Annotated in this window: 22 protein-coding genes; 12 read left to right on the top strand and 10 right to left on the bottom strand. The window is 43.6% G+C overall.

All coding sequences use genetic code 11. The features are described from left to right. Nucleotides 1-13: 13 nt before the first annotated feature. Together GYK50_RS10215 and queF are read left to right on the top strand one after the other, a co-directional pair. Nucleotides 14-787 (top strand): ABC transporter permease, encoded by a 774-nt coding sequence (locus GYK50_RS10215; RefSeq protein ID WP_093069637.1) that lies wholly within the window; start codon nucleotides 14-16, stop codon nucleotides 785-787. A gap of 84 nt (nucleotides 788-871) precedes the next feature. Further along, complete coding sequence (gene queF, locus GYK50_RS10210) at nucleotides 872-1,741, top strand: NADPH-dependent 7-cyano-7-deazaguanine reductase QueF (protein WP_212563845.1); 870 nt, start codon at nucleotides 872-874, stop codon at nucleotides 1,739-1,741. Nucleotides 1,742-1,815: 74 nt separating this feature from the next. Here the strand turns inward: queF and GYK50_RS10205 are convergent, their stop codons facing one another. Further along, entirely contained in the window at nucleotides 1,816-3,534 is a 1,719-nt protein-coding gene (locus tag GYK50_RS10205) for a proline--tRNA ligase (RefSeq protein ID WP_071002226.1), read from the bottom strand. Nucleotides 3,535-4,249: 715 nt separating this feature from the next. On the opposite strand from GYK50_RS10205, the gene GYK50_RS10200 reads away from it, so the two are divergent. Next, nucleotides 4,250-4,993 (top strand): DUF4230 domain-containing protein, encoded by a 744-nt coding sequence (locus GYK50_RS10200; RefSeq protein ID WP_083328867.1) that lies wholly within the window; start codon nucleotides 4,250-4,252, stop codon nucleotides 4,991-4,993. Between the two features lies 1 nt (nucleotide 4,994). Here the strand turns inward: GYK50_RS10200 and GYK50_RS10195 are convergent, their stop codons facing one another. Further along, nucleotides 4,995-6,614: a cryptochrome/photolyase family protein gene (locus GYK50_RS10195; RefSeq protein WP_212563844.1), complete on the bottom strand. Its 1,620-nt coding sequence runs from the start codon at nucleotides 6,612-6,614 to the stop codon at nucleotides 4,995-4,997. A gap of 201 nt (nucleotides 6,615-6,815) precedes the next feature. Here GYK50_RS10195 and GYK50_RS10190 point away from each other — a divergent pair, with 201 nt between their 5' ends. The 7 genes from GYK50_RS10190 (at nucleotide 6,816) to GYK50_RS10160 (ending at nucleotide 15,049) form a co-directional block, all read left to right on the top strand. Continuing rightward, a complete protein-coding gene (locus tag GYK50_RS10190) occupies nucleotides 6,816-7,487 on the top strand; it encodes a phosphoribosylanthranilate isomerase (RefSeq protein WP_093069531.1) in 672 nt (223 codons plus the stop codon). 135 nt (nucleotides 7,488-7,622) lie between these two features. After that, nucleotides 7,623-8,897 (top strand): tryptophan synthase subunit beta, encoded by a 1,275-nt coding sequence (trpB, locus tag GYK50_RS10185; protein WP_348653273.1) that lies wholly within the window; start codon nucleotides 7,623-7,625, stop codon nucleotides 8,895-8,897. 140 nt (nucleotides 8,898-9,037) lie between these two features. Beyond that, nucleotides 9,038-9,862, top strand: coding sequence for a tryptophan synthase subunit alpha (gene trpA, locus GYK50_RS10180; RefSeq protein ID WP_212563843.1), 825 nt, complete (start codon nucleotides 9,038-9,040; stop codon nucleotides 9,860-9,862). Nucleotides 9,863-10,346: 484 nt separating this feature from the next. Then, complete coding sequence (gene accD, locus GYK50_RS10175; protein WP_212564548.1) at nucleotides 10,347-11,291, top strand: acetyl-CoA carboxylase, carboxyltransferase subunit beta; 945 nt, start codon at nucleotides 10,347-10,349, stop codon at nucleotides 11,289-11,291. A 186-nt stretch (nucleotides 11,292-11,477) separates the two neighbouring features. Continuing rightward, nucleotides 11,478-12,836 carry a bifunctional folylpolyglutamate synthase/dihydrofolate synthase gene (locus GYK50_RS10170; RefSeq protein WP_212563842.1) on the top strand — a complete coding sequence of 453 codons (1,359 nt, stop codon included), beginning with the start codon at nucleotides 11,478-11,480 and terminating at the stop codon, nucleotides 12,834-12,836. Nucleotides 12,837-13,084: 248 nt separating this feature from the next. After that, a complete protein-coding gene (locus tag GYK50_RS10165; protein WP_212563841.1) occupies nucleotides 13,085-14,227 on the top strand; it encodes a LysM peptidoglycan-binding domain-containing protein in 1,143 nt (380 codons plus the stop codon). 291 nt (nucleotides 14,228-14,518) lie between these two features. Then, complete coding sequence (locus GYK50_RS10160; protein ID WP_212563840.1) at nucleotides 14,519-15,049, top strand: DUF2726 domain-containing protein; 531 nt, start codon at nucleotides 14,519-14,521, stop codon at nucleotides 15,047-15,049. A gap of 62 nt (nucleotides 15,050-15,111) precedes the next feature. Here the strand turns inward: GYK50_RS10160 and GYK50_RS10155 are convergent, their stop codons facing one another. From GYK50_RS10155 to GYK50_RS10130, 6 genes are all read right to left on the bottom strand, one after another. Then, nucleotides 15,112-16,080 (bottom strand): DUF1853 family protein, encoded by a 969-nt coding sequence (locus GYK50_RS10155; RefSeq protein WP_186475042.1) that lies wholly within the window; start codon nucleotides 16,078-16,080, stop codon nucleotides 15,112-15,114. A gap of 142 nt (nucleotides 16,081-16,222) precedes the next feature. Further along, the gene (locus GYK50_RS10150) at nucleotides 16,223-16,489 is read right to left on the bottom strand and encodes a hypothetical protein (RefSeq protein WP_212563839.1); all 267 of its coding nucleotides are present in this window, start codon (nucleotides 16,487-16,489) and stop codon (nucleotides 16,223-16,225) included. Between the two features lie 205 nt (nucleotides 16,490-16,694). Further along, nucleotides 16,695-16,913: a hypothetical protein gene (locus GYK50_RS10145; protein ID WP_212563838.1), complete on the bottom strand. Its 219-nt coding sequence runs from the start codon at nucleotides 16,911-16,913 to the stop codon at nucleotides 16,695-16,697. 34 nt (nucleotides 16,914-16,947) lie between these two features. Further along, nucleotides 16,948-17,253, bottom strand: coding sequence for an addiction module antidote protein (locus GYK50_RS10140; protein ID WP_201592207.1), 306 nt, complete (start codon nucleotides 17,251-17,253; stop codon nucleotides 16,948-16,950). Further along, nucleotides 17,250-17,573, bottom strand: coding sequence for a type II toxin-antitoxin system RelE/ParE family toxin (locus tag GYK50_RS10135; protein ID WP_212563837.1), 324 nt, complete (start codon nucleotides 17,571-17,573; stop codon nucleotides 17,250-17,252). The genes GYK50_RS10140 and GYK50_RS10135 overlap by 4 nt, the downstream gene beginning before the upstream one ends. 160 nt (nucleotides 17,574-17,733) lie before the next feature. Further along, nucleotides 17,734-18,564: a type ISP restriction/modification enzyme gene (locus GYK50_RS10130; RefSeq protein ID WP_212563836.1), complete on the bottom strand. Its 831-nt coding sequence runs from the start codon at nucleotides 18,562-18,564 to the stop codon at nucleotides 17,734-17,736. Nucleotides 18,565-18,614: 50 nt separating this feature from the next. On the opposite strand from GYK50_RS10130, the gene GYK50_RS10125 reads away from it, so the two are divergent. Continuing rightward, the gene (locus GYK50_RS10125; protein ID WP_186474644.1) at nucleotides 18,615-18,965 is read left to right on the top strand and encodes an IS630 transposase-related protein; all 351 of its coding nucleotides are present in this window, start codon (nucleotides 18,615-18,617) and stop codon (nucleotides 18,963-18,965) included. Next, nucleotides 18,940-19,464, top strand: a complete 525-nt coding sequence (locus GYK50_RS10120; protein ID WP_186475459.1) for an IS630 family transposase — start codon at nucleotides 18,940-18,942, stop codon at nucleotides 19,462-19,464. Before GYK50_RS10125 ends, GYK50_RS10120 begins: the two co-directional genes overlap by 26 nt. On the opposite strand, the gene GYK50_RS10115 is transcribed toward GYK50_RS10120, so the two are convergent. Next, nucleotides 19,465-21,915 (bottom strand): N-6 DNA methylase, encoded by a 2,451-nt coding sequence (locus GYK50_RS10115; RefSeq protein WP_212563835.1) that lies wholly within the window; start codon nucleotides 21,913-21,915, stop codon nucleotides 19,465-19,467. 97 nt (nucleotides 21,916-22,012) lie between these two features. Next, nucleotides 22,013-22,312 (bottom strand): helix-turn-helix domain-containing protein, encoded by a 300-nt coding sequence (locus GYK50_RS10110; protein ID WP_071002215.1) that lies wholly within the window; start codon nucleotides 22,310-22,312, stop codon nucleotides 22,013-22,015. Between the last annotated feature and the right edge of the window lie 396 nt (nucleotides 22,313-22,708).

The raw sequence follows: 22,708 nt of genomic DNA, 5'->3' as shown, positions 1-22,708 counted from the left end.
TCATAATAAAACGATGTCACTGAGTAAAAAGTGGATTGCGTTTCGTACTATTTGGTTCAAAGAAGTGCGCCGTATTCTGCGTATTTGGCCGCAGACGCTATTACCGCCAGTGATTACGATGAGCTTGTACTTTGTCATTTTTGGTAAGATGATTGGCTCGCGCGTAGGTGAGATGGGTGGCGTGCCCTACATGCAGTTTATCGTACCAGGTTTGATCATGATGTCGATCATTACCAACAGTTACTCGAACGTGGTTTCGAGTTTCTTTAGTGCCAAGTTTACATCTAGTATTGAAGAGCTTTTGGTCTCGCCTGTGTCCAAACATGCAATTTTGATGGGTTATATCAGCGGTGGTATCTTCCGTGGACTGGCCATCGGTGTCATTGTTTCGATTGTCGCGCTATTCTTTACTGACCTTGGTATTGAGCATTTATTTGTCACTGTATTTACGGTACTTGGCACGTCTACCTTGTTTTCATTAGGCGGTTTTATCAATGCGGTGTTTGCGCGATCATTTGATGATATCTCAATCATTCCAAGCTTTGTATTGACGCCGCTGACCTATCTTGGCGGCGTGTTCTATTCGATGGAAAATTTATCACCATTTTGGCAAAACATCTCATTGCTTAACCCTATCGTCTATATGGTCAACTCTTTCCGTTACGGTATCTTGGGCTACTCTGATGTCAACGTTTGGTATTCGATGGCAGCGATTTTTGTATTTTGCGTGATATTTTATATCATCGCTTATCGTCTGCTTGATAACGGCTCACGCGTGCGCTTGTGATGGTCAGCGTGTGAAGCGATAGCGATGCCCAAAGCGCTGTCGGTTGAGCAGTTAGGGTTTAACGATTAAATAGTAGGAAAGTAAATGAGTATTCATGGCATTTTAGGTGAGCAAACCACCGATTATCCGACTGAGTATAGCCCAGAGACGCTATATCCTATTGCACGTAGTATGGGACGTGATGTGATTGGCTGGCACGCTGACAAACTAACGGTCGGCGTAGATTGGTGGCAGGCATTCGAGATCTCTTGGTTAAATCTACAAGGTATTTCGCAAGTGGCGATGGTGCGGTTTAGTATTCCTGCCAGCTCGCCCTTTATCGTCGAGTCAAAATCGCTCAAGCTATATTTGAACAGTATCAATTTTACTGAGTTCGCCAGTTGGAATGACGTTCAAGCGTTGATCGCTAAAGACCTGTCAGCCTGTTTGCAAGCGGAAGTACAGGTGGAGTTATTTACGCTGAATGATGCAGCAAGCCTGCTAATAGCCCAGCCAACAGGTATTTGTATTGATGACGCATTGGCAGGTAGCACGGGAAAAATCGCGTTAACTGAGCATCCTGATGCATCACTGTTGAGTAATGATGAAACAGAAGCGAGCAGTGAACGTGTGGCAAATAACAGCAATCAGCCTTATGTTTTTTATTCTAATCTGCTGCGTAGTAACTGTCCTGTGACCAATCAGCCAGATTGGGGCACACTAGCTGTGTCGATAACGACTGACAAGACTTTTAACAACGCAAATATGCTACGTTATATATTAAGTTTCCGTCAGCATAACGGCTTTCATGAGCAGTGTGTTGAGCAGATTTTTGCGGATTTGAGTCAGTATTATCAGCCAAGTGAGTTGATGGTACGCGCATGGTATACACGCCGCGGCGGTATCGATATCAATCCTTGCCGTGTCAGTGATATGGCACTATTGCCTGCGCCGAGTCGTTTGATTCGCCAGTAGTGATCATTCAATCATGATATGACAGACATAAAAAAAGCGCCTACTTATGAGGCGCTTTTTGTGTATTAACCAGTTTACTCGCAGCCCAATTTTGCCAGTAGCTCGTCACGGCTAAGCAACTCTTTTTCACCGTCACGACGATTGACATATTCGTATTTGTCTTCAGCGATGTTACGATCAGACACGACGATACGGTGTGGAATACCAATCAATTCTAAATCAGCAAACTTCACTCCTGGGCGTTCGTTACGATCGTCCAGTAGGATGTTGACACCTTTGGCCTTTAGCATCTCATAAAGCTCAGTGGCAGTCTGCATGACCGTCTCTTCTTTTGACTTCATCGGTACGATAGCCACTTCAAAAGGCGCAAGTGAGTCTTTTACATCAGGCGTTTGTGGCCATATGATACCGTTATCATCGTGATTTTGCTCGATGGCAGCAGCGATGATGCGGCTGACGCCGATACCATAGCAGCCCATCATCAAGGTTACAGGCTTGCCAGCTTCGCCTGAGACGCTGCAGCCAAGTGCTTGTGAGTACTTATCACCCAACTGGAAGATATGACCAACTTCGATACCGCGTTTAATTTGTAGGGTTCCCTGACCATCAGGTGAGGCGTCGCCTTCGAGTACGTTGCGGATATCAACGATGCGTGTTATGTGCGCGTCACGATCCCAATTGACTCCGGTTGCGTGTTTGTTGACTTCGTTGGCACCAGCGACAAAGTCAGAGAGAATAGCCGCTGCGCGATCGACGAACACAGGAATATCTAGATCGACACCGATATAGCCTTTGAGCAGTCCTGCGGCTTTTAGCTCCTCTTCACTCGCCATAGTCAGCGGCGTGTTTACTTCTTCGATTTTTTCCGCTTTGATGTCGTTGAGCGTATGATCGCCGCGCAGTACCAGCGCAACCAACTGCTCTTCGCCTTCTGGCGTATGACCTTTGACAATCAAGGTTTTCACGGTGGTGGCAAGTGGAATGTCTAAATGCTCAGCAACTGCTTCGCAGGTTGGCATATTAACGGTATCAACGTTGGTCAGTTCTTGGGTCGCAGGCTGACGCTCGCCTGTGCTAATGGCTTCAGCAAGCTCAATATTGGCCGCATAGTCAGAGATGGTGGAGAAGGCAATGTCATCTTCGCCGCTGTCTGCCAAAACATGAAACTCATGTGAGGCAAAGCCGCCGATAGAGCCTGAATCCGCTTGTACCGCGCGAAAGTCAAAACCCAAACGGCTAAAGATACGAGTATAGGCGTCGTACATATCTTGATAAGTCTCAGCAAGTGAGGCTTGATCGATATGGAACGAGTAAGCATCTTTCATGGTAAATTCGCGTGCGCGCATCACACCAAAGCGTGGACGAATCTCGTCACGGAATTTGCTTTGAATCTGAAAGAAAGTAATCGGTAGTTGCTTATAACTACGTAGCTCGCCTTTTGCCAGATTGGTGATGACTTCTTCATGCGTTGGGCCCAGCACAAAGTCACGATCATGACGGTCTTTGAAACGCAGTAGCTCAGGGCCGTAGTCTTCAAAGCGTCCGCTGGTCTGCCATAGCTCAGCAGGCTGCGTCATCGGCATCAGCAACTCTTGTGCGCCGATGTTTTGCATCTCTTCACGAACGATGCGCTCAACCTTTTGCAAAATACGCAGACCCATGGGCAACCAAATATACAATCCAGAAGCGATCTTGCGGATAAGACCAGCACGCACCATCAATTGGCTTGAGGCGATGTCGGCATCACTTGGGGTTTCTTTTAGTGTGGCAAATAAAAATTGACTGGCTTTCATAAATAAAGCGTAACCTTATCTTTGATAAAAAAATAAGAAATAGTAGGATGTTGAGCGTATGGCTAATCGTTTCATTGCCGCCGCAAGCTTACCTTTATCACTTAGCAATATTCTAGGGTATTTCCTAGTTACTCACATGCTGGTATAAAAAAGCACATCAGTAAGAACCCCTCTTATAAGAGTAAACAAGAGAGGCAAATTTGATTTAAGGTATGAATATGCCGAAATGCAATATATTCAGGGCAAGAGCCTGATAATGCTAAAAGACTGACATTTTATACATACAATCTGACTATGTTAGGTAAAGTTCGCCTAAGACGCAATGACTTTTTATCTTTTCAGACCGAACGTTATACAAAGGCTGAGATGAGACTCGAATAATTGAGTTATAGTCAATCCTAAATAAAACAGATACATTATATATCAAGGTGGAACTGGTCTAAATTTTCCTTGCGTGCTGTGCCTACGCTGCTCGATGCTGCGAAAAATTTATCCCAGTCCCACTGTGTCGTTTTTATACTGAATTCACTATATTTATAAGATTTTAAGATGAACACAATTTACGTATTATGTAGAAGATTGGTAGCCACTACTTGAATTAACTGCACAATAGTCGCATTTACAGGTTAAGTATTTGTTTTAATTATATAAAACCGTTGGTCATCTGAAAAACGATGCACTCTTATAACGATGCACCTTTATAAAGGTAACTTCTATGAGTAGTCCTGATATGAACAATACCAATGGCACCCACAAGCCAGCGAAGCAGCCTATTGCCATGATGTCTTGGGTAATATTACTCATTGGCTTAGCAGCCATCGTTTTTGCTATTTATAGCGCGCAAAAAATCACAGAAGAAGAACCGATAGAAACCATCACTCGAGAAGGCGTGGTCACGCAAATCCAGCAATTAAACAGACTCCATACCGTCGCGTTTAGTGTTGATACGGTGATTACGAGTGAGCGTCCAGGGAGTTGGATGAAGTTGTGGCAAGATGAACAAAAAGCGCTGTTCATTGCTCATGGCCGCGTCGAAGCAGGGGTTGATCTGAGTGCTTTGACGCCTGAGATGGTGCAGGTCATTCAGCCTACTCAGACTATAACTGATGCAGAGGATGAGCAAGCAGCGAATAATGCACCTGCCTCAGCCATGCCACAAATCAATATTACCTTACCACCTACAGAGATATTTTCAGTATATTTAGATGATATCGAGATTTATGACTGGCAGACAGGCGCTTTTGGCATGATGCAAGTTGATCCTAAGATATTGGCGCAAGCACAAACCATGGCAAAAAAAGAAGTGCTAGAGCGTGCCTGCCGAGGAGATGTCATGAATATGGCGCTGCAAAATGCTCAAACGCAATTGCAGCAGCTGTTTGCTTTAACGGGTGCTGTCGTGACGGTCAACACGCAGGGTGCAGGCGCATGTCAGTTGCCAGCAGTCACTAATAGCTAGTTTACTCTTTTTTAAATTCAGCAATGGCGAGCTTACGTGCTGATTTATGTTCGACCATCGGCACAGGGTAGTCGATATCAGCAAACTTGCCGCCCTTCGCCAGTGCTTTACGCATTTTATCCTCACTATGCAAAGTGCTCGCGGGGATGTCTTTTAGTTCTGGTAGCCACGTTTTGATAAATATCGCTTTTTTATCATGAGTGCTGCCTTGGCTAAAGGGGTTCATAATACGGAAGTAGGGTGCTGAGTCAGTACCTGTTGATGCGCTCCATTGCCAGCCGCCATTATTGGAGGCAAAATCCCCATCGATGAGCTGCTGCATAAAGTAGCGCTCACCCAAGCGCCAATCAATCAACAAGTCTTTGGTCAAAAACATTGCTGTGACCATGCGCAGTCGATTGTGCATAAATCCAGTAGCGTTTAGACAGCGCATCGCCGCATCAACGAGTGGTACGCCTGTTTTGCCCGTGCACCATGCTTGAAAATCCTCTTCATCGTATGACCAACTCACTTTGGTGTCAGTGTCCTCTTTATACGCTTTATGGCGAATCAGGTTTGGCTTATCGATCAGCACATGACGATAAAAATCTCGCCAAGCAAGCTCGCTTATCCAGCGGTCGATATCTTCATTATCGCCATCATTACCGTGTAGCTTTTCTTGTACTTTGCTGGCTTGTAAATAACAGAGCCGAGGGCTGATAGTGCCTATAGTGAGATAAGCGGATAGCTGACTGGTGGCATGCAGGTGCGGCACATCGCGGCTGACATCATAGTCATTGATATCATCAGCGACAAACTCATCTAAGCGCTGGCAAGCAGCAGACTCCCCTGCAGGATAGGCGTCCCTTGCGGCAGTGAGTTGGGCTTTTATATCGATATGCTGTAACGAGTCCTCTTTTTGCAGCGTCTTTTGATAATCACCAAGCATTTCTTCACTGAGGGCTTTGATATCGTCAGCTGTATAGGCACTATTTTTCGATGATTTTAGCTCGATTTTATCATCGCAGTCGACTGCTGGTGCGTCATGCATTTGAATGGTGCTAACGTCTAGCGTATGTCGCCATTTCTTATAAAACGGCGTGAAGACTTTATACATACTATCGCCGTCATTTGTCGTAATACTCAGCGGTGGCAAGATACATTGGTCATGCCAGCGGACAAACTCGATGTCGTCTTTTGCAAGCTGCTCACTCAATGCCTCATCACGATCAATCTCATTGCCTTCGTATTCATGGTTAGCCATGACGCAGCTGATGTCGTTGTCCTTGCATAAGCTCGTCAGAGACTCTATACAGTCAGAAAAGCTTGGACAGAGCTGTACTGTTAAAGTGATATTCAGTTGTGATTTCAAATCCTTTGCTAGTATAGGTAACGTACGGGCAATATGGTCGACTTGCACCAGAGAGGTGTCATGCTGTTGCCACTGCTCAGGTGTCAAAAAGAATATGGCGGATACCGATGCATTGTCTTCATTAGCCCGCTCGCACAGTGCTGCCAATGCAGTATTATCATGAATGCGCAAATCTCGACGAAACCACATCAAGTAATGCAACGGACTGTCGCTATCGCTACTGTCATTGTTTTTATTATTGCTACCATTGTTGTTAGTAGTCTTTGACATCAAAGTATCCCTATATGAATCAATCGCAATCATAAACAAAACTCGGCATAAAAGTATGCTAGGATAAGTTTTTGGATGCAATGGCTTTGCCGTTTGCGTAACAAATTCTCATCATATCTCACGATTTATCTTTAGTCTGACGCTATCTGATGCCGCTATAATCGATGTCAGATTTATGTATATAAAATCCAAGGTCACAAAATGCACGTTAAGTTTTGCGGATTTACTCAGCTTAGTGACATACAGACTGCGGCACAGTTAGGTGCAGACGCAGTCGGTTTGGTGTTTTATCCGCCAAGTCCGCGTGCGGTCACGATAGAGCAAGCACAGACATTGAGTGCTGCCGTGCCTGCTTTTGTGAGCGTGGTGGCGTTAGTGGTCAATATGCCTAAAGAAGAGCTAGTCAAATTAGCAAACGATGTACCTTTTGATATCCTTCAGTTTCACGGTGATGAAACGCCCGAACAATGCGAGCAGCTGGCAAGCCGTGTCAATAAACGCTGGATCAAAGCATTGCGTATCAATGTAGAGCAAGACACGCCCGATAGCGTTCGTGCTCAGGTTGCACAGTTTGCTGATGCAGGTGCCAGTAGTATTTTGCTGGATGCGTATCATCAAGCGGCATATGGCGGGACAGGGCAGCGCTTTGACTGGAGTCTCATTCCCCATGACAGCGCGTTACCCATTGTACTGGCTGGTGGTCTTGATGCGCAAAATGTCGCAGAGACATCAAATCTGCCCATCTACGGCGTTGATGTCAGTGGTGGTATCGAGGTTGATAAAGGCAAAAAAGATGCTGCTAAGATGCGTGCCTTTATGAAAGCGGTCAAGCGCGACCGATGGCAAAACGCTACGGTCACTGACGCCATTTAAGTTTGTTATCGTAGGTTATTTTCTATATATAATAGGCTTATTTGGTCGTTATTCCGATTTATCCGTTCCAATCTTATTTCATTTTTCTCTTTATATTTATTCTAAAAAATACCACTTATTACAGTAGGAATTACCATGAGTCATGTCGCGAACAAAGATTTATCTACTACAGCACAATCTATAAACACCTTTACCAATCCTGAAAACGTGCAAGATTTTAACCAATACCCTGATGCACGCGGCCATTTCGGTGTACATGGTGGACGCTTTGTCTCTGAGACGCTGATGGCCGCATTAGAAGAGCTTGAGACGCTTTATACCAAAGTCAAAGCAGATCCAGCGTTTTGGGAAGAGTATCATAACGATTTGGTCAATTATGTCGGTCGTCCAACGCCGCTGTATCACGCCAAACGCTTGAGTGATGAGATCGGCGGCGCGCAAATTTACTTTAAGCGTGAAGACCTGAACCATACTGGCGCGCACAAAGTAAACAACACCATTGGACAAGCATTGCTTGCCAAGATGTGTGGCAAAAAACGTATCATCGCCGAAACTGGCGCAGGACAGCATGGTGTCGCGACCGCAACGATTGCTGCGCGCTTGGGCCTAGAATGTATCGTCTATATGGGTGCTGACGATGTTGAACGTCAAAAAATGAACGTCTATCGTATGCGTTTGCTTGGTGCGACAGTGGTGCCAGTAACGTCTGGCTCACGCACGCTAAAAGACGCGATGAACGAGGCGATGCGTGATTGGGTGACCAATGTTGATAGCACGTATTATATTATTGGTACCGTTGCAGGGCCGCATCCTTATCCGCTATTGGTTCGTGATTTCCAAGCGATTATTGGAAAAGAAGCGCGCATTCAGCATTTAGAAAAAACAGGCAAAATGCCAGATGCGTTGGTTGCTTGTGTCGGTGGTGGCTCAAACGCGATTGGCTTGTTCTTTGATTTCCTCAATGATACCGACGTTAAGATGTATGGCGTCGAAGCCACGGGTGATGGTATCGAGTCAGGTCGTCATTCTGCACCATTGGCGGCTGGTCGTATCGGCGTGCTGCATGGTAACCGTACTTACCTCATGGCAGATGATGATGGTCAGATTCAAGAGACGCATTCTATCTCAGCCGGTCTTGATTACCCAGGTGTTGGTCCGGAGCATAGCTTCTTAAAAGACATGAAACGCGTTGAGTATGTCGGCTGTACTGACAAAGAGGCGCTAGAAGGTTTCCATGAAGCCACGCGCAAAGAAGGTATCATCCCTGCGCTTGAGACTTCTCATGCTATCGCTTATGCCTTAAAACTGGCGAAAACCATGACGCCTGATCAGACAATCATCGTTAATATGTCAGGTCGCGGTGACAAAGATTTGCATTCAGTAATGAAGGCAGAAGGGATTGAGATGTAGTAACAAGTCATTTGATGAATGATCAATTTATAAGTTGCTAAACTCTCCTTCATAAAGAAAATTGCCTAATGCCCTTTACCTAATATAGCTTGTTAGATAAAGGGTTAAGTAAGCCAGTTTATAATAATTAAGAGACCACTATGACCCGAATTGAAAGCACTTTTGAAACTTTAAAATCACAAAACAAAAAAGCCCTGATTCCTTATGTGATGGCAGGCGATCCTAATCCTGCAACGACCGTTGGTCTATTGCACGACTTAGTCAAGCACGGCGCAGATATGATTGAAGTGGGCTTACCGTTCTCTGATCCAATGGCAGATGGCCCAACCGTATCGCTAGCGGGTGAGCGTGCATTAGCTGCAGGTACCAGTACGCGTGATGCGCTCAAGATGGTGGCAGAGTTTCGCCAAACCGACACGCAAACGCCAATCATCTTGATGGGCTATCTTAATCCTGTAGAGATTATCGGCTATGACAATTTTGTCACGCTATGCGAGCAGTCAGGCGTTGATGGTTTATTGATGGTAGATTTGCCACCAGCCGAGGCGGGTAGCTTTACGCAGCATTTGACCGACCATTCAATGAATGAGATTTTTTTGCTGTCGCCGACCACTTTGCCTGAGCGCCGTGAGCAAGTATTGACCCATTGCGGTGGTTATATTTACTATGTATCGCTAAAAGGTGTGACGGGCTCAGCCACGCTAGATACTGACGATGTAGCAACTCAAGTGCAAGCAATCAAAGCAGAAACAGACTTGCCAGTATGCGTCGGCTTTGGTATCCGTGATGGCGCTTCTGCAAAAGCAATTGGTACTCATGCGGATGGTGTTATCGTGGGTAGTGCATTGGTACAGAATTTTGCAGATATTGATGCCAATGACACCGCGGCTGTGGCCAAGGCTCAGCAAAACATTATGGCAAAAATGGATGAGCTGCGTGCGGCATTAGACAGTCTGAGTGCTTAATATTCATTATCCTAGTATCGCTTTTATTAATCTAACAGCGGCAAGATGTTTTAAGTATCTCATTGAGGCAATTTGATAAAGGTAATAGCTGGTTTGAAGGGGTTATTTTGAGTAGTTGTCCTTGAATCGCGAAGTTAAATAATGGGAATCAATGACTCAAAAACGTTACTGAAAGATGACGTTAAATGACTTTGCTAAATTTAGTTTACGAGTGTAAACTAACATGACTATTATATGGCGTCTGATAGCCGTGATTTGTCAGTGACTAGTTTCAAAAAGCATCTGCCAAAAAGCATTTGCCAAAAAGTCTCAACAAGCACATCATCTATCAACAAGCACCTAACCAAATGATCGACACGTAAGATTGATACATTAGCGTGTCGCATAATTGCTCATGTTATGACTGGGTTTGACGCTTTGTTTAGACAACCATTAAACTCTCAATGACAAGCGAATGAGCCAACTTGTCAATAAGCCTTTTATGATGGCAAATAATATGACTGATACAGCAACAAAACTCGATAATAATACTGCTAAAGCCGAGCCAAACAGCAACGCGGATAGGCAGTCATGGTTTAACCGTCCTATACCAGGTATCAAGCAGCAATTAACTGCGCAATTGACCGCGGTAGAGACTGAACCGTCGACCAAATGTAGCAATTGTCATTCTGTGATTACCAACACCGCACTGATTTTTAACTGCTATGTGTGTCCGCACTGTGATCATCATTTACCGATGAGTGCTCGTGAGCGCTTAAATTGGTTGCTTGATCAAATAGACGGTGAGACAGGGCAAGAATTCACTGCCAAAGATCCGCTGAGCTTTGTGGATAGCAAGCCATATCCTGCGCGTATGAGCGAAGCACAAGAAAAAACGGGCGAGAGTGAAGCGCTGGTTGCCATGTACGGCAAGCTGCGTAACCTTGATATTGTCGCTTGTGCCTTTGATTTCCGTTTTATGGGCGGCTCGATGGGTTCAGTGGTTGGCGATCGTTTTGTACAAGCCGCTGAAAGAGCGCTTGAGCAAAAAGTACCGTTAGTGTGCTTTGCTGCTTCTGGCGGTGCGCGTATGCAAGAAGGTCTGTTATCATTGATGCAAATGGCACGCACGGCGGCAGCGATTGAACGTCTAAAAATCGCTGGTATTCCGTATATTGTGGTATTGACCAATCCTGTCTACGGCGGTGTGACTGCGTCATTGGCGATGCTGGGTGATATCCATCTGGCAGAACCAAAAGCGATGATTGGCTTCGCGGGTAAGCGTGTAATCGAGCAGACCGTGCGTGAGACGTTAGAAGAGCCGTTCCAGCGTGCAGAGTTCTTATTAGAGCATGGCGTCGTAGATGAAGTGGTGCATCGTCATCAACTGATTGATACGATCTATCGTTTGCTCGCAAAACTGTGCCACGTACCTAATGTAGATGCTTAATAAGATGTATGGCTCAGTATCATGAGTCAATTATTGAGTGCATAAACGCCTAGCCGCGTGCTAACATCTATTGCATATGCAAGACCCTCTAATAGCATTTATCGTCATTGCACGGTAAATGCTATTTTTGGTTTTAGCCAACACATATATTTCTATTTCTTATTAAATTTACTATAGGTTTTATCCATGTCTGATCTTGTAGCGTCCAACTCTAGTAGCCCTAACGACAACGTTGGTTTGGTCAGCTTGACCGAATGGCTAAATTATATGCAGCAAATACATGTGTCTGCGATAGATATGGGACTATCGCGTGTATTGCCTGTTGCCGAAGCGCTAGGAGTAGTAAAGTCAGCTAAAGATGACGCTTATGTCTTCACTGTGGCAGGCACCAATGGTAAAGGCTCTACGACCGCTGTTATCGCCGAAATGTGTAAAGCCGCAGGTTATAAGACGGCACTATATCAATCGCCGCACTTGAGCGTATTTAATGAGCGCGTGCGTATCAATGGCAAAATGGTCAGCGATGAGACGCTGATTGATGCTTTTAGCAAAGTCGAAGCAGCACGTTTAGAGTGCGATTTGACCTTGTCATTCTTTGAGATGACAACGCTGGCAGCATTACTCATATTTGCTGAGGCAGACTGTGATGTATGGGTGTTAGAAGTTGGATTAGGCGGACGGTTAGATGTGGTCAATATTATTGATCCTGATATGGCAGTGATTACTAATATTGGTATCGATCATGTCGACTGGCTCGGTGACAATGTTGAGGACATCGGTCGCGAGAAAGCAGGTATATTGCGACAAGGTATCTCTTTAGTTTATGGTGCTATTGAAATGCCATCTAGCGTGCAGCACGCTATCGATAATAAGCAAGCGACTTGTTATCAAATTGGGCAAGATTTTAGCTACCGCGATATTGACTCAATGATTTGGCAATACAGTAATGCGGCAGTTACCTTGCAACTACCACGCCCTGCGCTATCCTTGACCAATACTGCTAATGCACTATCGGCGGTACTTGCAAGCCCGTTGAAAGTCGATGTAAGTGCCATCGAGCAGGCATTGCAAACTGTCAAACTGGCAGGGCGCTTTGATTATCGTGAAAGCCATCATCGCCATTGGTTGTTTGATGTGGCGCACAACGAGCAAGGTGTGGAATTTTTATTAGCGCAGTTATTGCCATTTTGGCATCAGCATTTGAGTAAACACGGCAGCCAAGCTGATAGAGACCTTCCAAAAATCAAAATGTTGTTCTCTATGTTGGGTGATAAAGATATCGACAAAGTAGTACAGCGTCTGACTCAAGCAGGCTTGCCGATTAGTGATTGGTTCATTGCTGAGATTGATTATCCTCGTGCCGCGAGTAACGAGCAGCTACAAGGCGTCTTAACTCAATATGTGGATAGCGCCAACATATATCAATTCGATGGTTTGCATGCAGCGACGTATGCGGTAATAGCTGATAGTCAGCCACAAGATCTAATCGTCGTATGTGGTTCGTTTCATACGATTGGCGAAGCGCTTGCTGCACTCGCCGTATGATCATTTAAGTTAAAGTGGCGCCTGTTTAGTGTTAATCTTAGTACTTGCCTGATAGCAGACAGCACGAAAAATATGCTTTATAATCAAAATGATTTGCAAGACTGGCATAAATGGGTCGGCATAGATTTTGAACACTGATGGCAGTAACTGGCGGTACGAGGTATTTATTAGCGCAATTATCTATATTGCTGTAAGACAGTCCCTGCGCCGCTCAATCAACCTTATCACCAACTAAGAGACGTAAACGGATGAACTTTTCGAGACAAGCCTTATTGGGCATTGGGATGATTCTAGGCGGTAGCGTGATGTTATACGCCATGGTGCAGCAGATTGGCGAGAGCAACCAGCCACAGCCAACATCAGCGATGATAGAGAAACCAACGACCGAGCAAGAATCTCCGCAACCGCTAACGACTGACATTGAGACAGAAAAACGTATCCTTGCGCAAAAGCAAAAAGAACGTGCTGCTCGTGTTGCCGAGCAGGAGAGACGCGCACAGGAGTTTTTGACAGAACAAGAAGTGGCTGAAGCAGAAGCGTTGGCCAAAGCCCGTGCTGAAAGCCAGCAGTATGTCAAAAATATCGCGGCGACAAATGAACAGAGTGAGAGTTCAGAAGACGTAAAAGACACAGAAAAAAGTGTCAAAAGTAAGGAAGTGCAAGATGCTGAAAAATTGGTCAAGGCAGCCGATGATGCAGTGAATGAAGCCAAAGCAAAAAAGCAGGCGGAAGATGAGCAGCAACAAGCCAAAGCAAAACAAGAAAAAGCCGCTGCTGAAAAACTAGCAGAAAGTAAAAAAGAAGCAGAAGCGAAAAGACAAGCGGACGCTCAAGCTGCGGCCGAAAAAAAGAGAGAGGCAGCTGAAGCGGCTAAAAATGAACCACCAAAATCGCCCTCTGAGTATCAAGTCAAAAAAGGCGATGGGTTGATTAAGCTTGCAAGACAATACAACATGCCTGTCGAAGTCTTGGCTCAAGCAAATAACATTTCACCATCGACTTCATTACAGTTAGGTCAAAACATTACCATACCTTCGCGCAGTCAAGTGCAACGTCTGGAGCGAGAAGCGGCCGCCGCCAAAAAAGCGGCTGAGGCTAAGCGAGACGCTCAGCAAAAGCTTCGTGAGGCTCGTCAAAAAGTCAAAGAAACCGATGCGAAAGGCAGCTTTGGGGTGCAAGTAGCGCTCGCAGATAATCAGGCCAAAGCGGATCAACTAGCGAAAAAATTCAAAGAGGCTGGATATCAAGTGAAGACCAGTCCGACCAGTCGCGGTGTACGCGTCATTGTTGGTCCTGAACGTGGAAAGGTTGCCGCATTGGCACTAAAAGATAAGATCAATAGTGATTCTAACGTCAATACGACCGGTGCTTGGGTGCTTTATTGGCGTTAAATAAGACATCAGTGGGGTATCCCTTATCACGACCTACACGCTGATATATGGCTTAGCTGTCATCTTATCGATTTAGACCATGATTATTTTTAAACACGACAACCACTGTCGTGTTTTTTGTTTTATCGTTTGCCGATTGGCGCAAGCTTGGTTACGATGAGCACATTTTTATTACTCATTTTTGTATAACCTGTCAGCCTATAAAGGTTGCCCTGTGGTGATCAGCCGATCATTGACTCTTCAGAGTCTTGAACGCTAGCCGGTCACTGTTATATTGTATAAGGTAAAACCATGTCATTTGGCGCTATATTTTTAATCTTGGCCGTTGGGTTTTTAGGACTGATTACGTTACCAAAGCTATTGGCGAAACGTCCAGTCGCAGAGCCTGAGTCAAAGCCTGTGCGCGGTGATGAGCTGGCTATCTGGCCATTTGCCCCAATGCCAATCATGACCGACACTGAAGTGATATTTTTTAATAAATTAAAAAATGCGCTGCCAGAGTATCATATCTTTGTGCAAGTTCAGCTGTCACGAATCATTGAAGCCAATAGTGACGAGACATCCGAGCGCAGCTTTTGGTTTAATCGTATCTGTCGCCAGAGCGTTGATTATGTAATCGTGGATGTTGACGCTCAGACCACGCTAGTTGCCATCGAGCTTGATGACTGGACACATAGCAGCAAAGCGCGGCAAAAGGCTGATGATAAAAAAGACAAAGCCCTAGCTAGTGCAGGCATCGCCATCGTTCGTTTTCACGCTGAGCGTATGCCTAGTGCCGATATGCTGAGATACGAGCTAATGCAGGTGATTGAGAGTTATTAAATGGTTCACTAAGCTTCTTTGGTTGTTAAAATGAGACAGTTATTCAAACTATCTAGCTTAGACTATTCTTTTATTTGGCTTAACTGCCTTGGATAAATGACAATCAGTCGCTCACCTTCGAAGTACAATCCTGTTCTGAGGTTTGGCGTGTCAGGGTAGGTAAGGGGCGGCTGACACCGACCATAGCGGTCATAAAAGTCGCGCTTAGTGAACCATTCAATATAATGCGCGGCTCGCAATGAAGTGGTGTCAATCGTCGCAAGAGCGGCTTTATCTCTCTTATCACACCATTCATGTATCGGAAAGCTGGGTGTTAGCCAATGAGGCCAATCATAATCACCAAGGTTGGTTGTGTTAATCGGTAAAAAGAATCGCCCTTTGATTACACCATAGCGTTTGTCTATTTTGACCTGCCCGTGATCTTCCGTATCTACCCAGACGGCTCGAAACTGCTTGGTTTGCATGTGCGTCATCTTACGCTGTAGATTATCATTGGAGTTAATCCCTACCCAGTTCACAGGCTCAAAAGGTGCTGATCCCATAAAAAATTTAATGGCTAGTTCCCAATGCTCCACCAGCCTCTCTTCATGATTATACAAAATCAAATCAAGCTCACCGACAGTCTGCTTACCATTGTACAGCTGTACATTATTAGCTAGTGTCTCGTACGGATGCAGATTACGCGCAAACCCATCCTCTAACCAAAACGATAGTAGTCCCTCAAAGTGAAACCCCAATCGATTGGGACTAGGGCGTTTGAGTAAATAGCGAGTCAGCTCTTGATAGGTGGCAGTGGTGTCTAGCTCTGTTAATCGTTGCTCATACGCTTCAAACTGTGTCTGCCAAAATTGTGCACTATGCACAGCAACGGTATGTGTGCTCTGATGCGGTGCAAAGTCTAGCCACGTGGTCAAGACATTGGGACATGCCAGTACATAAGCCAAATCGCGCACGTAAGGCCGGCGGAAACGCTCCCAAGGTACATCATCTATGAGGCGATTATGTGTGGGTTTATTGATAGGCTCGGACATAGGATAAACCATCATTGTGGTGAGGCATTTACCCTAACGGCTCGCTCTATAAAAGTCTATAGGATACGAGTATCGGCGATGGCAGTGCTAAGCTTTTTGGCTTCAAAACATGATATTAATGTGATGGATATGAATACTGATATCAGTAAAATTTAGCACAAAAAAAAGCCAACCATTGAAAACAATGATTGGCTTTTTTCTTTACTGTTATGTTTGGTCGGAACGGCAGGAAGTAAAGTAAAGGCTGTATGCCTTTTAATATATAGGTTTTATTATTTTTAATATCAACGATACCAACAATAATACCAACAATCGTTTTTAATAATGCCCTTTTTTGGCTGTTTGCTGCTTCACTCAATATTATTTTGTAATTATTTTTACTGTTTACCGTTTCAACATTTCTCAACATGATAGGGCGGTGTCATTGTTCAGGACTTTGCAAGCGGTGACCGCAGCCATCTGCATATTTTTACGACCGCGAAATTAAAAGTTTAGGGGGTTGCTTTTTGTTTGCATGGGGTTGAATTAATCACTGCACGCGCTCGGTAATGGCACTTAAATGCGTGCGTTTTTAATGCGTTTTATTGCATCTGTACTATTTAGCCCGTTGGGAATTATTCCAATTTTTTGCTTCCTAAAAAATATTTGCTTCCACTCTTAGCCGTTTGCTGTCCTGACTTGGCGATGAATAGGAATAATAGAAAATTCGCTGTTTTGCTTCCTATTTTCCTTGCTTCCTCGCTTTTTGCTTCCATTTTGGGGCATCTGCTCATTAGGTTTTGAATATCAGGTTTTATTAGGTTTTGTGCAGCCCATAAAAAAGGCAAACGCATAACGTTCACCTCTCAGAATAACAATCATTAAACATTAAGCCTCTAAAAAAGGTTCGGCTTTAGGAGTCAGAGTGACTTGCAAGCCCATACCATCAATAATTTTTAGCATGGTGTCAAAGCGGGGCTTTTCGGACTGTAGGGTTTTATAAAGACTTTCACGTCTTATGCCTGTCTTTTCTGCCAGCTCATTCATGCCCTTTGCGCGTGCAACATCGTTTAATGCTTGGATAAAGTCACTAGGTGTGCCATCGCTCAATGCTTCATTCAAGTAAGCATTAATAAGGGTTTCATCTGTTAGGTACTCTGCTACGTCAAAACGGCTGATCTTAATATCGGTCATTGGGGGTGCTCCTTTTCTTGTTCCTTAACCTGCTGCCATAGGGTGCAAGCCTTATCAATGTCGCTTGCTTGGCTGTCTTTACTGCCTCCTATCAATAATAGATAGAGGGTATCGCCTTGCTTGGCATAATAGACACGGTAACCATTGCCTTTGAATATTCGCATCTCATAGATACCGTTTGTATTGGCTAATGGCTTATGGTCACCAAAATTGCCGCCTTGCGCTCGCTTGATACGTGCCAGTATGCCTACTTTGCCTAACGGGTCTTTGAGCTTGTGCAACCAGCGTCTAAATTGTTCGGTTTGGTTAATATCAATCATAGGGGTAAATTATAAGAATACTTATAATTAATTGTAAACTTTTGGATAATAGATAACAAGTTACGATTGTATGTGGCATATATAGAAGTGTAGGCAAAACAAAAAGGCAGACGTTTAACGCCTACCTTTTATTGTTTTGTCTTAATGTGATTGTGCGGACTTAACCCACCACGTTGATGTCATCAATCTGCTGCATCAGCTCATTGGTTAGGCTAAGCGCTGCGATGATATTCATATAGTGCTTGATATCGCTATGATCTAGCGTTCGACCTTGACGATCTTTAAGCCACTTTTGCGCGGGCTGATATCCACCGATATAGAACTCCCATGCGATTAGCGGTACATTGGTAAAATACTGAGTATCGTTAAGCCAAACTTTACCAATGCTGCTATCTACTTCGTCAGGCTCAAAGCCAACGCTGGTCTTAGTCATTTTACGAGTAACGGCATTATCACCTCCTACGGGATAACCTATACCAAGCGCTTTAGTTTGTGCGGCAAGCTTTGGTGATTCTAATAAGTGAATTCGACGTAACTCGCCACCGAGTGCCACCAACTGCCAAAAGATATCGACATCGCTAGGATAGGGCACGCGTGGGAAGTCGATTTTTAAGAACTCTTTATAAGTCTCACGATATGTCGGGCTGTGCAATACGGCATAGATATAATCGAGAATATCTATGGGGGCAAACGTGCCAGCAATTTCTTCTTTTTCATTGGTAAAGGTTAAGCCAATACCCTTGGCGATATCGGCCACAATTTCAGGATCGAGATTTGGTGTTCGTACTGGCGTTTCTTGATACTTAGAATCTGAATTTAGCAACTTCGACTGAGTTAAAGAATCTTGGTTGTAGAGGTATAAAGGCATAAAATAACCACTACCAAACCTTCCAGCAGTTCCTGTTAAATTAAAATCTCCTATCAAATTAGAAATGAAAATGTATCTCCAATTCGATACACACTGCCTAGATACAACTATAGTCAATTCCACCTAAAAGTGTTATAAATTAATTATCAAATCCAATTGTTATTATAAAGACCATGACTTACTCACTAGATTTTCGCAAACAGGTACTAAAAAGCTTAGACGAGGGTATGACCTTTGCCGAGGCGGCTGAGTCTTATAATCTGAGCCCAACCACCATACAGAACTGGAAGCGGCGTGTTCATAGTAAAACAACCAGGCAAACCAAGCCCTATAAAATACCAGATGATGTGCTACTTAATGATGTCAAAGAGTATCCCGATGATTACCAGTATGAGCGAGCTCGTCGTCTAAACTGTAGTAAAACAGGCATTCATCATGCCCTAAAGCGCCTAGGCATCAGTCAAAAAAAAGACTTTAGAACATCCAAAAGCCTGTCCAATCAAAAGAGCGGCGTATCAGAATAAGCTTGAGCACTTTAAGCAGCAAGGCTACCCCATTGTATATATGGACGAAAGCGGCTTTGAGGCTGAAACCATTCGCTCTCATGGTTATGCACCGATTGGTAAACCCTGTATCGATAGCTACAACTGGCAAGGTAAAAAGCGAACCAACGTTATCGGTGCTCTCTATGAAAAGATGCTGTTTGCACTAGATTACTTTAAGCACAACATTAACAGCAGCATATTCTACAACTGGTGCAAACAAACCCTAATCCCAAGTCTTAAAACCAAATGCGTGATTGTGATGGATAACGCTCGATTTCATAAGAAGAAGCGCATTCAAAAGCTACTGAATAGGCATGGTCATCGTATTCTATGGCTGCCACCGTACAGCCCTGATTTGAACCCTATTGAAAAGAAATGGGCACAAGTAAAGTTTCTACGCCAAGGCTGGTTGGAAAACGACTTATCCAAGTTGTTTTATGATGTTTGTCCTAACCATAACAATTTTATTTTGAACTGACTATAGTGCATAGTTTTCTTTAAGAAATAAGTGCTGCATTACTTCATTGACGGGACGTGCATATAAACCTCCTGAATTTCCAGTATATAAAGAATACCTTATATCAAAAGGCTTGTATGAAACTGGAATAATAGGAAGATGCTTATTTTTTGCCGCATCTTGCTTTGCCCATATATACTTCCAAGATTGAGCATCTTTCATTCTATTGTATTTTACACGCCATTCTTTCTCGTCTAGTGTAAGTATGTCTTCAATTTTATTTTTTTGTTCTATCTCATCAAACGAAATATTCAAGTTGTTATTAGCTGAAACAAAACCTATGGAGTTTATTTTAACTAACTCATCTACTTTAAATCCAGTTGAATAATTCTCTACTCCCATATTATTTCTTGGCTTAAAAAAGAAATAAGGCCTATCACTAAGTAACTCATCGAAACTTATTTTACCAATATGTTTTTTACTCAAAAAATTGTATTTAGCATCTCTCTTACCAAATAAATCATAGTGAAAGACCTTACCTAGCTCCCCTTGCTTTTTCTTTCCGGTTTTTATAAAAAAGTTGATAGACACACCTTGCATAATATCAAATACATTTTCATCTTTACTACCATCAGGTGCTGCTTCTTTTTTCTTAGTATTACCATGCAAATCAATGGTGAAAATTTTGTCATAAGTATTGAGCAGGTGCCAACGCATACCGCGGAAGGTTGGATTATCCAAAAATCCATGTGGATTAATAAAAGCTAAAATACCCTCACCGTTCTTTTCAATAAAATGTTGTCCATAGCGTATAAATTTTACGTAATCATCGTTTAACCAATGTTTACGTTCATTAAAATGCTCTCCATCTACATATTTATAATCCTCTATTAAATCAGATATCCACTTCCCATTGTTTTGAGATACACCACTATACGGCGGATTCCCAATCACTACCATCACGGGTGCATCACGCTTAATGGCGTTAGCCTCATTTGCCTCAGCAGACAGCCAGCCAGCAAATAGCGTTCCTGTATCGGGGTTATGTTCTTCTAGTGAGTTGGTCAGATAGACCTGCATACGTTTAGGCTTAATAGGCTCATAGCCTGTATCAGCAAGTAGCATATCAAGCTTTAAATGCGCCATTGCATAGCTTGCCATCAATAGCTCAAAACCATGTAAGCGTGGTAATAGGTCTTGCTCAACGTAGCTGCTCCAAATGCCGCCCATGTTTTCAAACTGACTGTGAAAGATATGCTGAATAATGGCTGCAAGGAATGTCCCTGTACCAGTCGCTGGATCAAGAATTTGCACCTTATGTACCAACTCTTTAACCATCTTATAGCCTGTCTTAGTACGACTATCAGGGGTTTGTGTCTGTTTTTCTATTTCTATCTTACTGGTATCTGCTATACCGTCTGCCAAATCAAACTCAGACTTCAAAATATCATCTACAGCGCGGACAATAAACTTAACCACTGGCTCAGGGGTGTACCATACACCGCGCTGCTTACGAAGTTTAGGGTTGTACTCTGCAAGGAAAGTCTCGTAGAAGTGAATGATAGGGTCTTGTGTTTGAGTAGTCTTACCGAAGTTTTTGAGGATAGCTGCTACATCGGTGGCGCGAAATACATCAGCAAGGTTATCTACCGTAGTCTTGATACGTGGGTCAATATCAATACCAGCCACATGAGAGAACAGCTTTCTTAAAAATGGATTGGTTTTAGGGATAAGCTCAGCTGCCTCTTGACGACTAAAAGTATCTAGGGTGTCATCATGCAAACGTGCGGCAAACATACCATAGGCGAGTGTTTGCGCGTAAATATCAGCAAAGTCTGCTGGGGTTAAGTCATGTATAAGTACGCCCTTAAAAGTCTCAAACTGGGCACGTAGGTCTGAATTATCGTCTGAATTTTCATCGCTGATTAGTGCCTGATAAAGCGTATGTTCAAGTAATCGCGCTTTACCCGCCATCAAGACTGCAAGACGTTGAGCAGATTTAATCGTTTGTCCGACATACACACAGAAATCACGCAGTAACTCCGCTAAACGATTGAACTCGCTATCATGTGGCTGTACTACGCCTTCAACTAACTCACCAACGCATATTTCATGGATAAGTTCACCACCAACATAAAACTCAAAGCGTAGATAGTCCGTAATAATCAGGTTGTCTAAGGCGGCTTTATATCTATCAAACTGTTCTTTATAAAGTTTAGAGCTTAAATCCTTGCCTACGTCTTTAGCTTCGATAAAGCCAATCGGAATCTCTTTTTTACTGATTAAAAAATCAGGGTTACCGCAGTCCGTTACTTGGCTTGGTTCATTGGTCACTATTACATCAGGTACTAAAGCATTAATTAAAAATTCTAGGTGTATGCGGAAAGTATGTTCTGAACTGTGACCTAACTTAATTCTTGAGGCTACTTTATTGACGTAATCGCTAACGTATTGATGATTGCTATCTGACATAGATATCCCTAAGTGGTATTGATGAATAAATGGGCTGGATTATAAAATTTAAAATAAGATATGAAAGTTGTGAGGGTTCGCCTTTAGGGTGAGGGTGCTATATCAATATAACGTCACTGTTTGGCATCTTAGCGATAATGCTTACCTCGCCACCTAACGCTCTAACATAGTTTTGCAAAGTCGATAGCTGAATGTCTTTACCGCTTTCTACCTTTGATATGCTGGCTTGTGACACACCCATAATGACGGCAAGCTCAGTCTGCTTTAGCTGTTTGCTTTTGCGTATTTTGGCAAGCTCAATAGACTGGCTTAATATTTTAGATTTATTATTGATCGCTTGTTGTCTATCGGCTGGCAAGTCTGCTACATAATCATTTAGTGCGCTAAAATGCGTCATATAGTGAATTCAGTATAAAAAAGATACAGTGGGACTGGGATAAATTTTTCGCAGCCTCTGTCTGCGTAGGCACAGCACGCAAGGAAGATTTAGACCAGTTCCACTTTGATATATAATGTATCTGTTTTATTTAGGATTGACTATAGATTAAACCTCGGTTTTTATATTCCCTCATAATACAACAATACAGTTATATTTTGTCGGGTTTTGAGCTATTGGCTTTAGCCTACTACTATAAAAATGAAAGTATCAGCCATAAAAAAAGGCAGACGCTAACGCCTACCTTATATTATTTTTGCCTGCATCTACTTTTTTGCTTGGGACACTTGGGACAACGGGACAGCGCCCGTACTTACTGGCTTTCAGCTGTCCCAGCCCTTTTTTAGCCTTTGGGAC

The organism is Psychrobacter pacificensis, from assembly GCF_018336615.1.
Taxonomy (GTDB): Bacteria; Pseudomonadota; Gammaproteobacteria; order Pseudomonadales; family Moraxellaceae; genus Psychrobacter; species Psychrobacter pacificensis.
Note: the sequence above shows the minus strand (reverse complement) of the source record. Positions and strands in the feature narration are given on the sequence as shown.